Annotated in this window: 11 protein-coding genes; 5 read left to right on the forward strand and 6 right to left on the reverse strand. The window is 69.4% G+C overall.

Annotated features, from left to right (window positions below; all coding sequences use genetic code 11):
- Nucleotides 1–36: 36 nt before the first annotated feature.
- From phbB to phaC, 3 genes are all read right to left on the reverse strand, one after another.
- Nucleotides 37–774, reverse strand: a complete 738-nt coding sequence (phbB, locus tag KAK03_RS13185; protein WP_210854416.1) for an acetoacetyl-CoA reductase — start codon at nt 772–774, stop codon at nt 37–39.
- Nucleotides 775–907: 133 nt separating this feature from the next.
- Nucleotides 908–2,086, reverse strand: a complete 1,179-nt coding sequence (locus KAK03_RS13190) for an acetyl-CoA C-acetyltransferase (protein ID WP_210854417.1) — start codon at nt 2,084–2,086, stop codon at nt 908–910.
- 67 nt (nt 2,087–2,153) lie between these two features.
- Nucleotides 2,154–3,773 (reverse strand): class I poly(R)-hydroxyalkanoic acid synthase, encoded by a 1,620-nt coding sequence (phaC, locus tag KAK03_RS13195; protein ID WP_247661146.1) that lies wholly within the window; start codon nt 3,771–3,773, stop codon nt 2,154–2,156.
- A 213-nt stretch (nt 3,774–3,986) separates the two neighbouring features.
- Between phaC and KAK03_RS13200 the strand changes: the two genes are divergently transcribed.
- Nucleotides 3,987–4,262, forward strand: a complete 276-nt coding sequence (locus KAK03_RS13200) for a hypothetical protein (RefSeq protein ID WP_210854418.1) — start codon at nt 3,987–3,989, stop codon at nt 4,260–4,262.
- Here the strand turns inward: KAK03_RS13200 and pgeF are convergent.
- The 3 genes from pgeF to KAK03_RS13215 are packed head-to-tail and all read right to left on the reverse strand — an operon-like array spanning nt 4,194 to nt 6,303.
- Nucleotides 4,194–4,907 (reverse strand): peptidoglycan editing factor PgeF, encoded by a 714-nt coding sequence (gene pgeF / locus KAK03_RS13205; RefSeq protein ID WP_210854419.1) that lies wholly within the window; start codon nt 4,905–4,907, stop codon nt 4,194–4,196. The two genes, KAK03_RS13200 and pgeF, sit on opposite strands and share 69 nt — an antisense overlap.
- Nucleotides 4,908–4,953: 46 nt before the next feature.
- Nucleotides 4,954–5,586: a maleylacetoacetate isomerase gene (gene maiA / locus KAK03_RS13210; protein WP_210854432.1), complete on the reverse strand. Its 633-nt coding sequence runs from the start codon at nt 5,584–5,586 to the stop codon at nt 4,954–4,956.
- A gap of 24 nt (nt 5,587–5,610) precedes the next feature.
- Nucleotides 5,611–6,303, reverse strand: coding sequence for a fumarylacetoacetate hydrolase family protein (locus tag KAK03_RS13215; protein ID WP_210854420.1), 693 nt, complete (start codon nt 6,301–6,303; stop codon nt 5,611–5,613).
- A 71-nt stretch (nt 6,304–6,374) separates the two neighbouring features.
- On the opposite strand from KAK03_RS13215, the gene KAK03_RS13220 reads away from it, so the two are divergent.
- The 4 genes from KAK03_RS13220 to KAK03_RS13235 all read left to right on the forward strand — a co-directional run.
- Nucleotides 6,375–6,920, forward strand: a complete 546-nt coding sequence (locus tag KAK03_RS13220) for an NUDIX hydrolase (RefSeq protein ID WP_210854421.1) — start codon at nt 6,375–6,377, stop codon at nt 6,918–6,920.
- A complete protein-coding gene (locus tag KAK03_RS13225; protein WP_247661136.1) occupies nt 6,920–9,190 on the forward strand; it encodes a type I secretion system permease/ATPase in 2,271 nt (756 codons plus the stop codon). Before KAK03_RS13220 ends, KAK03_RS13225 begins: the two co-directional genes overlap by 1 nt.
- A gap of 2 nt (nt 9,191–9,192) precedes the next feature.
- Nucleotides 9,193–10,683, forward strand: coding sequence for an HlyD family type I secretion periplasmic adaptor subunit (locus KAK03_RS13230; RefSeq protein ID WP_247661137.1), 1,491 nt, complete (start codon nt 9,193–9,195; stop codon nt 10,681–10,683).
- Between the two features lie 238 nt (nt 10,684–10,921).
- On the forward strand, nt 10,922–12,354 hold a 1,433-nt coding region (locus KAK03_RS13235; protein WP_210854422.1), incomplete at its 3' end, for a cadherin-like domain-containing protein.

Genomic DNA, 12,354 nt, shown 5'->3' on the forward strand with positions numbered 1-12,354 from the left:
AGGCGGTCTGCATATGGGCGGACCGCCCTTGGGCGGTCAGCCCATATGCAGACCGCCGTTGCAGGAGAAGTCGGCGCCGGTGGTGAAGCCGGAGTCGTCACCCGCCAGCCAGGCCACGACCGAGCCGATTTCCTCGGGGGTGCCCAGGCGCTTGACCGGGATGGTGGCGATGATCTTCTCCAGCACTTCCGGCTTGATCGCACGGACCATGTCGGTGCCGATGTAGCCCGGGCTGACGGTGTTCACCGTCACGCCCTTGGCGGCCAGTTCCTGGGCCAGGGCCATCGTGAAACCGTGCATGCCGGCCTTGGCGGCCGAGTAGTTGGTCTGGCCGGCCTGGCCCTTCTCGCCGTTGACCGACGAGATCTGGATGATGCGGCCGAAGCCCCGCTCCACCATGTCCGCCACGACCTGCTTGGTCACGTTGAACATCGAGGTCAGGTTGGTGCTGATCACCGCGTCCCAGTCTTCCTTGGTCATCTTCAGGAACATGCGGTCCTTGGTGATGCCGGCGTTGTTGACCAGGACGTCGATCGGGCCATGCTCGGCCTTGGCCTTGGCAAAGGCCTCCACCGTGCTGTCCCAGTCGGCGACGTTGCCCACCGAGGCGTAGAAGGAGTAGCCCAGGGCCTTCTGCTCGCCCAGCCACTTGTCGAAGTCACGGCTCGGGCCGCAGCCGGCGATGACCTTGAAGCCATCCTTGGCCAGACGCTGGCAGATCGCGGTTCCGATGCCGCCCATGCCACCCGTCACATACGCCACTTTCTGTGCCATTGCTCTTGCTCCTCTAGAGATTCCATTGGGGTCCGGTGGGGTCATGATCTGCCCCGACCGGGAAGTCGCGGGTCCGTACTCACCCGCTCATGCACATCCACGCCCGGGTCAACCCGCGCGTGGTGACCAGGGATCAGCGCTCGACGGTCAGCGCCACACCCATGCCACCGCCGATGCACAGCGAGGCGATGCCCTTCTTGGCGTCACGGCGCTGCATCTCGTGCAGCAGCGTGACCAGGATGCGGCAGCCGGAGGCGCCGATCGGGTGGCCGATGGCGATCGCGCCGCCATTGACGTTGACTTTGTCGGTGTCCCAGCCCATTTCCTTGTGCACCGCGCAGGCCTGGGCCGCGAAGGCTTCATTGATTTCCAGCAGGTCCAGGTCGGCGGCCTTCCAGCCGGCGCGCTCCAGCGCCTTGCGGGCGGCCGGCACCGGGCCCATGCCCATGATGGCCGGGTCCAGACCGGCGCTGGCGTAGCTGGCGATGCGGGCCAGCGGCTTCAGACCCAGCGCGGCGGCCTTGGCGGCGCTCATCACCATCACCGCGGCGGCGCCGTCGTTGATGCCCGAGGCATTGCCGGCGGTCACCGAGCCGGCCTTGTCGAAGGCGGGGCGCAGGCCGGCCAGGCCTTCCAGGCTGGTCTTGCGGTTCAGGAACTCGTCGGCGTCGAAGACCACCGGATCACCCTTGCGCTGGGGGATGCTGATGCCGACGATCTCGTCCTTGAACTTGCCGGCGTCCTGGGCGGCAGCGGCCTTGCGCTGGCTGGCCAGGGCCAGTTCGTCCTGGGCCTCGCGGCTGATGCCGTACTGCTTGGCCACGTTCTCGGCGGTGATGCCCATGTGGTACTTGTTGTACACATCGAACAGGCCGTCGTTGATCATGGTGTCGACCAGCTTGGTGTCGCCCATGCGGGCGCCATTGCGGCTGTTCATCAGCACGTGGGGCGAGGCACTCATGTTCTCCTGGCCGCCGGCGATGATGATCTCGCTGTCGCCGTCGCGGATGGCCTGCGCGGCCAGCATCACCGCCTTCAGGCCCGAGCCGCAGACCTTGTTGATGGTCATCGCCGGCACCGCGTTGGGCAGGCCCGACTTGATCACCGACTGGCGCGCCGGGTTCTGGCCCGAGCCGGCGGTCAGCACCTGGCCCAGGATGACCTCGCCGATCTGCTCGCCGGCCAGGCCGGTGCGGGCCAGCAGGCCCTGGATCACCGCAGCACCCAGCTCAGGGGCGGCGACGCCGGCCAGGGAACCGCCGAACTTGCCCACGGCGGTGCGGGCGGCGGCAACGATGACGATGTCGGTCATGAAAGTCTCCTCAGGAAATGGCCACGGTCAGGCCGTGAAGTATGAATGCGTTGCGGGCTCGGCCGACTCAGGCCTTTTGCTTGACGTAGCGGCCCGGCGCCGGCTCGATGGCCTTGAACCTGGCGTTGCCGTAGGACTTGGGCGCGGCCACCTGCTTGCCGGCATGGCTGCCCAGCCACTGCGCCCAGTCGGTCCACCAGCTGCCGGGCATTTCCTTGGCGCCGGCCAGCCAGGCCTCGGCGGTCTCGGGCAGCTTGTCGTTCACCCAGTGGCTGCGCTTGCCGGCCGCCGGCGGGTTGATCACCCCGGCGATGTGGCCGGAGGCGCCCAGCATGAAGCGCTTCTTGCCCTTGAACACCTGGGTGGAGGCATAGGCGCCGGTCCAGGGGACGATGTGGTCCTCGCGCGAGGCATACAGGTAGACCGGCGCCTTGATCGCGCCCAGGTCGACCTTCTCGCCGCAGGTGGTCAGCGCACCCGGCACCTTGAGCTTGTTCTCGAGGTAGGTGTTGCGCAGGTACCAGCAGTACATCGGGCCCGGCAGGTTGGTCGAGTCGCTGTTCCAGTACAGCAGGTCGAAGGGCGGCGGGGTCTCGCCCTTCAGGTAGTTGCCCACCACGTAGTTCCAGACCAGGTCGTTCGGACGCAGGAAGCTGAAGGTGGTGGCCAGCTCCTGGCCCTTGAGCAGGCCGGGGCCCTGCGGCGCGCGCTCGCCGATGGTCATCTCGCGCATCTGGCACATCGGCTCGTCGACGAAGAGGTCGAGGATGCCGGTGTCGGCGAAATCGACGAAGGTGGTCAGCAGCGTGACCGACTCGGCCGGCTGCTCGCCGCGCGCCGCCAGCACCGCCAGCGCGGTGGACAGGATGGTGCCGCCGACGCAGAAGCCCAGCGTGTCGATGGTCTTGGCGCCGGTGATCGCCTGGACCGTGTGGATGGCGGCGATCGGGCCGTGCTCGATGTAGTCGTCCCAGGTCTTGGCGGCCATCGAGTCATCCGGGTTGCGCCAGCTGACCACGAACACCCGGTGGCCCTGCTGCACGGTATAGCGGATCAGCGAGTTCTCGGGCTGCAGGTCCAGGATGTAGTACTTGTTGATGCACGGCGGCACGAACAGCATCGGCCGCTCGTAGACCTTGGCGGTCAGCGGCTTGTACTCGATCAGCTGGAAGAACTCGTTCTCGAAGACCACCGCGCCTTCGGTGGTGGCCACGTTGCGGCCGACCTCGAACAGGCTCTCGTCGGTTTGCGAGACATGGCCCTGCTGCAGGTCGTGCACCAGTTGCTGCACGCCCTTGGAGATGCTCTCGCCGCGGCTTTCCAGCGCCTTGCGCTGGGCCTCGGGGTTGAGCGCCAGGAAGTTGCTGGGGCTCATCGCGTCGACCCACTGCTGCACCGCGAAGCGGATCCGGCCCTTGGTCTTGGCATCGCCCTGCACGCTCTCGGCCATCTGCATCAGCGTGCGGGCGTTGAGCAGGTACATCTGGGCGCTGAAGGCGCTGGCCGGGGTGGCGCTCCAGTCCTTGGACGAGAAGCGGCGGTCCTTGATCGGCGCAGCAGCGGCGGCCTCGCCACCCTGCATCGACTGCAGCGTGCCGTTCCAGATCAGCGTGGCTTCCTTCAGGTAGTCGGCCTGCAGCTTGGCGAGCGCGTCGCCGGGCAGGTTCAGCGCGCCCATCGACTTCATCAGTCCGCCGATGGCAGCGCCGAAGGCGTCGGCCGACTGCTGGGCTTGCGGACCGAAGGCGTCCAGGGTGGGCATGGCCGGCATCTTCACGCGCGTGTCTCCTCGATCATGTGGCCTGATCGGCCTGTGGTGTGTGGCAGCATTCTTCGGGCGCAAGCTTACCCCATGATGACTGAATTTTCCACCATTTGATTCTACTTTTCATAATTCGAAATGCACATCGTCGCCATCGCCTGGGGGTTCGTTGTCGTGATGATGGCCGCCGCGGAAGCCACGGCGCCCCGCGGCAGCCTGCTTGGCGCACTGTTCATCCTGCTGGGCTACGGGGTGCTGCCGCTGTGGATCCTGCTGTACATCCTGGGCACACCCTTGCGGCGGCGCGCGCGGCAGGCCGCCGAAGCGCCGGCTGAAAACGCCCGCTCAGGCGAGCCAGACCGAGGCCGCGTGGCGACCGGTGACCCGGTCCCGCCGGAACGAGAAGAAGCGTGACCGGTCGCTGACCGTGCACCAGCGTCCGCCGCTGACCTGGCTCACGCCCACCGCCGCCAGCCGCTGGCGGGCCAGCGCCGGCAGGTCGGCCCACCATTTCCCGGCCTCGCCGGTGGGGCGGAAGTGGGCCTGCGCCGAGGCACCGAAAGCGGCGCGCACGTCCTCGCCCACCTCGAAGGCCGTCGGGCCGATGCAGGCGCCCAGCCAGGCCTGCAGCGCGGCCGGGGCGCAATCGGCCGCGTCGCACAGTTCAGCCACCGTGGCCTCCAGCACACCGCCAGCCAGTCCACGCCATCCCGCATGCGCGGCACCCACGGCGACGCCCCGGACATCGGCCAGCAGCACCGGCAGGCAATCGGCCACCAGCACGGTGCAGGCCACGCCGCGCACGGTGGTGACCGCCGCATCGGCCTGGTGAAAGGGACCGCTGGCCTCGTTCAGGTCTGCCAGCCCCAGGCGCACGACGCGCGCGCCATGCACCTGATCCAGCCAGACCGGCCGCGCGGGAGCCATGACGGCCGCCCAGCGGCGCTGGTTCTCGGCAATGGCCAGCGGGTCGTCCACCGCATCGGCGCGCAGCCCAGAGGGCCGCAGGTTCAGCGCGTCGAACGGGGCCAGGCTGACCCCACCGGCCCGCGTGGACATGCCCCCGGCCACCCCGGCCGGCAACCCGTCAGCCCGCAGCCAGTCCTCAGGCCGCATCCGGGCACTTCTCGGGACGGGTGGATTCGAAGGCATCGAGCGCCATGCAGGCCTCGAAGACCCGCATCACCTGGGGCACGTGGTCCAGGCGGCAGTCAAAGCGCTGCGCGTTGAAGATCTGCGGCACCAGCAGGCAGTCGGCCAGCGTCGGCGTGTCGCCGTGGCAGAAGCGACCCGGACGGGCCACCAGTTGCCGCTCGACGGTCTCCAGGCCGGTCTCGACCCAGTGGCGGTACCAGCGGTTCTTGTCGTCCTCGCTGACGCCCATGGACTGCACCAGGTAGCGCAGCACGCGCAGGTTGTTCAGCGGATGGATCTCGCAGGCGATGTCCTGCGCCAGCGCGCGCACCCGGGCGCGGTCCAGCGGATGGGCGGGCAGCAGCGGTGGCTCGGGGTGGGTCTCGTCGAGGTACTCGATGATGGCCATCGACTGGTGCACCCAGGCGTCACCGTCGTGCAGCAGCGGCACCAGCCGGGCCGCGGACACGGCGGCGTAGGACTCGGCCGTCTGCTCGTTCTTCTGCAGGTGCACCGCACGGTAGTCGAAGGGCAGGCCCTTGAGCGCCAGCGCGATGCGCACGCGGTAGGACGCCGACGAGCGGAAGTAGTTGAACAGCTCGATCGCCATGGTCGCCGCGCCTCCGTGTCAGTCCACCACCACCGACAGCCCGCCCAGGCCGTCGATCTGCATGTCCATGCGGTCGCCCGAGACCACCGCCCCCACGCCAGCGGGCGTGCCGGTGTAGATCAGGTCGCCCGGCTGCAAGGCCCAGGCCTGGCTCAGCACGGAGATGGTCTCGGCCACGCTCCAGATCAGCTGCGAGACATCGGCCTGCTGGCGCACCTGGCCGTTGACGCTCAGGCTGATTGCACCGGTCAGCAACTCGCCGGTGGCGCTGATCGGGTGGATCGGGCCGATCGGCGCGGACTGGTCATAGGACTTGCCGATGTCCCAGGGGCGGCCCTGCTTCTTCATCTCGTTTTGCAGGTCGCGGCGGGTCATGTCCAGGCCACAGGCGTAGCCGAAGATGTGGCGCACGGCCTGCTCCACCGGGATATCGGTGCCACCGGTGCCGATGGCCACCACCAGTTCGGCCTCGTGGTGCAGGTTCTTCGTCTGCGACGGGTACGGGATGTGGCCTGTCTGGCCCGCCGCGACCGGCACCACGGCGTCGGCCGGTTTCATGAAGAAGAACGGGGGCTCACGGCCGGTGGCCCCCATCTCGATCGCGTGGTCCACGTAGTTGCGCCCGACGCAGTAGATGCGGTGCACCGGAAAACCCCGGCCGTCGATGGTGGGCACGATGACCGGTGGGGCCGGCGGAAAAATGACATCCATGGGCGGGTTCTCTCACTGACGAGGGCTGTGCAGCCGTCGATGATGCCATGCGGGCCGCTACACTCAGTGACATGTGGGCAGCCCGAACCATCCAGCATTGCCGCGCCTGCGGCGCGCCCACCCAGTACCAGGTGCCGGCCGACGACAACCGGCCGCGCGCCGTCTGCAGCGCCTGCGCCCTGATCCACTACGAGAACCCGCTGAACGTGGTCGGCACCGTCCCGGTCTGGGGCGAGCAGGTGCTGCTGTGCCGCCGCGCCATCGAGCCGCGCCACGGCCTGTGGACGCTGCCGGCGGGCTTCATGGAACTGGGTGAAAGCACCGCCGAGGGCGCGCTGCGCGAAACGGTCGAGGAGGCCGGCGCCCACGTCGAGCTGGACGGCCTGTTCACCGTGCTCAATGTGGTGCGCGTGGGTCAGGTCCACCTGTTCTACCGCGCCCGCATGCTCGACACCCACCTGGACCCCGGTCCCGAGACCCTGGAGGCCCGCCTTTTCCGCGAGGACGAGGTGCCCTGGGATGAACTGGCCTTCCGCACCGTGCGGGAAACCTTGACCCGATTCTTCGACGACCGACGTCGGGGTCAATTCGGCGTCCATTCCTCCGATATCGCCTGATGACGACCTCTTCGCCGCCCGAGCCGACCATGCCCGCTCCCGGGACACCCGCGCCCACCCCCACGCCAGCCGCCCCGGCCCCCGCCCCGGCGGTGGCTGCCACGCGCGTGGTCAGCGGTCGACTGCCGCCGCCGGGCCAGCGCGAGGATCTGCTGACGCCAGACCCGCTGCTCGACTGCCTGGTCGAGATCTGCCGCCTGCATGGCCACGGTGCCACCCGTGCCTCGCTCAGCGCCGGCCTGCCGCTGAACAACCAGGGCCGCCTGTCGCTGGACCTGGCCGAGCGGGCCGCCGCCCGGGCCGGCATGTACACCCGGCTGGAGCGCCAGCAGGTGCAGGCCATTGACGCCGCCGCGCTGCCCGCCATCCTGCTGCTGCAGGACGACAAGAGCTGCGTGCTGCTGGGCTGGACCGAGGCCGGCGAGGCCCGGGTGCTGCTGCCGGAAACCGGCCAGGGTGCGGTGCAGCTCAGCACCGAGCAGCTGGAAGCGCGCTACCGCGGCCTGGTGCTGTATGTGCGGCCGCATTTCCGCTTCGACGAGCGCGCGCCCGAGGTGCATGAGCGCGCCAAGGGCCACTGGTTCTGGTCGGCGCTGCTGGGTCAGCGCCACGTCTACCGCGACATCCTGCTGGCCGCCGGCCTGGTCAACGTGCTGGCGCTGGCGCTGCCGATGTTCACGATGAACGTCTACGACCGCGTGGTGCCCAACGCCGCCTATGAAACGCTGTGGACGCTGGCGGTCGGCGTGGTGATCGTGCTGCTGGCCGACCTGCTGCTGCGCAAGCTGCGCAGCCATTTCGTCGATGAGGCCAGCGCCCGCATCGACGTGGAGCTCAGCGCCCGCCTGATGGAACAGGTACTGGGCATGCGCCTGGAGAAGCGGCCGCAGTCGGTGGGCTCCTTCGCCTCCAACCTGCGCGGCTTCGAGACGGTGCGCGACGTCATCGCCTCGTCCACCGTGACCGCGCTGATCGACCTGCCCTTCGCCGCGCTGTTCCTGCTGGTCATCATCGTCATCTCGCCCTGGCTGGCCATTCCCGTGGTGGTGGGCTTTGCCGCGGTGATGGGCGCCGGCTGGCTGCTGCAGGACAAGCTGCAGCGGCTGTCGGAATCCACCTACCGTGCCTCGGCGATGCGCAACGCCACGCTGGTGGAGGCGCTCACCGGCATCGAGACCATCAAGGCGCAGGGCGCCGAGGGCGTGATCCAGTCGCGCTGGGAGAAGACCAACGTCTTCCTGGCCAGCACCTCGGTGCGCATGCGCGGCCTGTCGCAGGGCGCCGGCTACCTGACCAACTTCGTGCTGCAGCTGGTGACGGTGACCACCGTGGTCATCGGTGTCTACCTGATCGGCAACCGCATGCTGACGATGGGCGGCCTGATCGCCTCGTCGATGCTGGCCAGCCGCGCGCTGATGCCCGCCGGCCAGATCGTCGCGCTGCTGATGCAGTACCAGGGCGCGCGCACCGCGCTGACCGGCCTGGACGAGATCATGAAGAACCCGGTCGAGCGTCCGGCCGGCAAGGCCTACATCCACCGCGCCAAGCTGCGCGGCGAGATCGAGTTCCGCGGCGTGTCCTTTGCCTACCCCGGCCGCGACGACAAGGCGCTGGACAAGATCAGCTTCAAGGTCCAGCCCGGCGAACGGGTGGCGGTGATCGGCAAAGTGGGCTCGGGCAAGTCCACGCTGCAGCGCCTGCTGATGGGCCTGTACCAGCCCACCGAGGGCGCGGTGCTGATCGACGGCATCGACCTGCGCCAGCTCGACCCCGCCGACCTGCGCCGCAATGTGGGCTGCGTGTCGCAGGACGTGATGCTGTTCTTCGGCTCGCTGCGCGACAACATCACCTTCGGCCTGCCTTATGCGGATGACGGCTCGATCGTCGCGGCCGCTGAACTGGCCGGCCTGGGCGAGTTCATCAACCGCCATCCGCACGGCTTCGACCTCAACGTGGGCGAGCGCGGCGAGTACCTCTCCGGCGGTCAGCGCCAGGGCGTGGGCCTGGCCCGCGCCGCGCTGCACAACTCGCCGGTGCTGCTGCTGGACGAGCCGACCAGCGCAATGGACTTCTCCACCGAGGCCCAGATCACCCAGCGCCTGGGTGAGTTCACCCGCGAGAAGACCGTGGTGCTGGTGACCCACCGGACCTCGCTGCTGTCGCTGGTCAGCCGGGTCATCGTGGTCGATGGCGGACGCGTGGTGGCCGACGGCCCGCGCGACCGCATCATGGAAGCGCTGCAAAGCGGCCGCATCGCGAGGGCGGCATGAGCATGAGCGAGCAAGACAACGCCTCGGTGCCCGCAGGCACCCAACCGCCGGTCGCAGCGCCCGCGGCCCCCGCAGCCCCCTCGGTCACGATGGCGCCGCCCGCCAAGCCCGCGGCCGCCCAGCGCAAGCCGGGACAGGTCTGGAGCGCGCTCAAGCAGATCGTCCTGCCGCCACCGGCTGGCACGGCGGTGATGCCGGGCATGGACGCCTTCGAGCGCACGGTCGAGGGCGTGATGTCGCGCCAGTCCACGGCCCGCGCCCAGCACCTGGTGCGCGTCACCGCCATCACGCTGGCGGTGCTGCTGGCCTGGGCCGCCTTCGCCCAGGTCGACGAAGTGACCCGCGGCGACGGCAAGGTCGTGCCCTCCAGCCAGTTGCAGGTGCTGCAGGCGCTCGACGGCGGCGTGGTCTCCGAGATCAAGGTGCGCGAGGGCGACGTGGTCGACGCCGGCCAGCTGCTGCTGCGCATTGATGGAACCCGCGCCACCTCGGGCGTGCGCGAGGCCAACGCCCAGGGCTTTGCGCTGCAGGTGCGTGTGGCCCGGCTGCGTGCGCAGGCGGAGGGGTCGACCTTCAAGCCGCCCTCCGGCAAGGACGCCGAGGACGAGCACATCATCGAGGAAGAGCGTCGCCTGTACGAGTCGCGCATGAGTGAGCTCTCCACGCTGGTGTCGATCAGCCGCCAGCAGGTGATGCAGCGCCAGCAGGAGCTGTCCGAGGCCCAGGCACGTCGCTCGGCCGCGATCCGCGGCCTGGAGCTGGCGCAGCAGGAACTCAACCAGACCCGGCCGCTGCTGGCCACGGGCGCGGTCTCGCAAGTCGACGTGCTGCGCCTGGAGCGCGACGTGACCCGCAACCGTGGCGACGCCGAGGGCGCCGCCGCGCAGATCGCACGTGCCCAGGCCGCGATCGGCGAAGCCAACCGCAAGGTCCAGGAGACCGAGCTGCAGTTCCGCAACGAGGCCCGCAAGGAGCTCTCCGAGGCACTGGGCAAGCTCAACGCGCTCAACGAGGGCAAGGTGGCGCTGGACGACAAGGTGGACAAGACCCAGGTCAAGTCACCGGTGCGCGGCCGCGTGCAGCGTTTGATGGCCAACACCGTGGGTGGCGTGGTCCAGCCCGGCAAGGACATCGTGGAGATCGTGCCGCTGGACGACACCCTGGTGCTGGAGGCACGGGTCCTGCCCCGCGACATCGCCTTCCTGGTGCCCGGCCAGAAGGCCAACGTCAAGTTCACCGCCTACGATTTCTCGATCTACGGCAGTCTGGAAGCCACGGTCGAGAACATCAGCCCCGACACCGAAGTCGACGAGAAAGGCAATGCCTTCTACGTCGTGCGCGTGCGCACCCAGCAGCCCAATTTTGGCGACAAGCTGCCGGTGCTGCCCGGGATGACCGCCGAGGTGGACATCCTGACCGGTCGCAAGACCGTGCTGTCTTACCTGCTCAAGCCGATCATCAAGGCTAAAGCTTACGCACTGCGCGAACGATAAGACGGACACCAGGCATGCCGCTCACCGTGGGCGGCGGGTGTCCAGCGCCTGACGGCGCCCCCCTGGACGACTTGGTCTGCCGACGCACACGCGTCGGCGGCTGAGCCGCCCTGCTCCACGGTCTCGGATCGGCCTGGTCGGTCGGATCGCTTCGGCGAGCCGGCTGGATCACGCCACGCGCGTCCGGCGCGCCGATCACCCTCGGCCGCTGGCGTCCACCGACCCTGGAGCCCCGCTCATGCCCGACAACGCCAAGCCCGCCGCCCCCACCCCCGTCCACGCCCTGAAGTCGTCCGCGGTCGTCCACAAGGCGATCCAGGTCGCCCTGGGCGCCCCGCTGCCGGCCAAGCTGGCCACGCCGGTGCAGGCCGCCGCGGCCGGCGCCGCACCGGGCGGCGAAGCCGCTGCCCGGACGCATGAGGCCCCGGGGCGGGCCGCCAAGACGGTGGACGTGATCGCCAAGGCCGATCTGCCGGCCGCGCGCGCCGCCACCCATGCCGCCGCCGCCAAGGCGTCTGCAGGCAACGCCGACAAGGCGATCAAGGCCCTGGAGACCGGCGACCCGGACAGCAACCCCGCGGCGGGCGATGGCGATGCGCTGCAGGCCGGCCTGCGGGTCGACCGCGTGGCCGAATCGGTGACCCCGGCCGGGCTGGAACTGAGCCCGCTGAGCAGCCCCACCATCACCGTGCGCGACGAGGAAAAGGGGCCCGACCTGGCGGCGGCTGCGGCGGCGCCGGACTCGGTCAGCGTGGCAGAAGACGGCTCGGTCAGCTTCGACCCGCGCGTCAACGACACCGGCACCCAGGGCGGCGTGCTCACCGTGACCACGGTGGGCGGCCAGCCGATCAGCGTGGGCAACCCGCTGGTGCTGCCGCAGGGCACGCTGTCGCTGAACCCCGACGGGACGCTGAGTTTCAAGCCGGCGCCCGACTTCCACGGTCAGATCACCGTGCCCTACACCGTGGTCGATGACCAGGGCCAGACCATCGGCTCGACGATCACGATCACGGTCACACCGGTCAACGACCCGCCCGTGCCCGGCACCCAGCCTGGCGATGACGGCACCCCGGTCACCGACCCCAACGTCGACCCCGACACCGGCCACTACAGCGCCCGCACGCCGGAAGACACCCCGGTGGCCGGCCAGGTCAAGGCCACCGATGTCGACGGCGACACGCTGAGCTTCCGGCTCGACGATGCGCCTACCCACGGCAGCGTCGTCGTCAAGCCCGATGGCACCTGGACCTACACGCCGGGCGCCGACTACAACGGTCACGACTCGTTCACCGTGATCGTCGACGACGGCCACGGCGGCACCGCCATCGCCACGGTGGACATCACCGTCGACCCGGTCAACGACCCGCCGCAGGTGGGTCCGGACCCCGACCCCAGCTACGACCCCGCCACCGGCCACTACGCCGAGCGCACGCCCGAGGACACGCCCGTCAGCGGCCAGGTCAAGGGCTCGGACAAGGACGGTGACGCCCTCACCTTCCGCCTGGACGATGCACCCACCCACGGCAGCGTGGTCGTGCACGCCGACGGCACCTGGACCTACACCCCCGGGCCCGACTACAACGGAGGCGACAGCTTCACCGTGATCGTCGACGACGGCCACGGCGGCACCGCCATCGCCACGGTGGACATCACCGTCGACCCGGTCAACGA

It is taken from the genome of Ideonella alba, from assembly GCF_018069845.1.
In the GTDB taxonomy this organism is placed as follows: domain Bacteria; phylum Pseudomonadota; class Gammaproteobacteria; order Burkholderiales; family Burkholderiaceae_C; genus Ideonella; species Ideonella alba.

Bases quoted from the DNA above. Each gene is read 5' to 3' on its own strand.
- phbB (WP_210854416.1), bottom strand. From the start codon at position 774: ATGGCACAGAAAGTGGCGTATGTGACGGGTGGCATGGGCGGCATCGGA.
- KAK03_RS13190 (WP_210854417.1), bottom strand. From the start codon at position 2,086: ATGACCGACATCGTCATCGTTGCCGCCGCCCGCACCGCCGTGGGCAAG.
- phaC (WP_247661146.1), bottom strand. From the start codon at position 3,773: ATGAAGTCGATGGGCGCGCTGAACCTGCCCGGCGACGCGCTCGCCAAG.
- KAK03_RS13200 (WP_210854418.1), top strand. From the start codon at position 3,987: ATGCACATCGTCGCCATCGCCTGGGGGTTCGTTGTCGTGATGATGGCC.
- pgeF (WP_210854419.1), bottom strand. From the start codon at position 4,907: ATGTCCACGCGGGCCGGTGGGGTCAGCCTGGCCCCGTTCGACGCGCTG.
- KAK03_RS13215 (WP_210854420.1), bottom strand. From the start codon at position 6,303: ATGGATGTCATTTTTCCGCCGGCCCCACCGGTCATCGTGCCCACCATC.
- KAK03_RS13220 (WP_210854421.1), top strand. From the start codon at position 6,375: ATGTGGGCAGCCCGAACCATCCAGCATTGCCGCGCCTGCGGCGCGCCC.
- KAK03_RS13225 (WP_247661136.1), top strand. From the start codon at position 6,920: ATGACGACCTCTTCGCCGCCCGAGCCGACCATGCCCGCTCCCGGGACA.
- KAK03_RS13230 (WP_247661137.1), top strand. From the start codon at position 9,193: ATGAGCGAGCAAGACAACGCCTCGGTGCCCGCAGGCACCCAACCGCCG.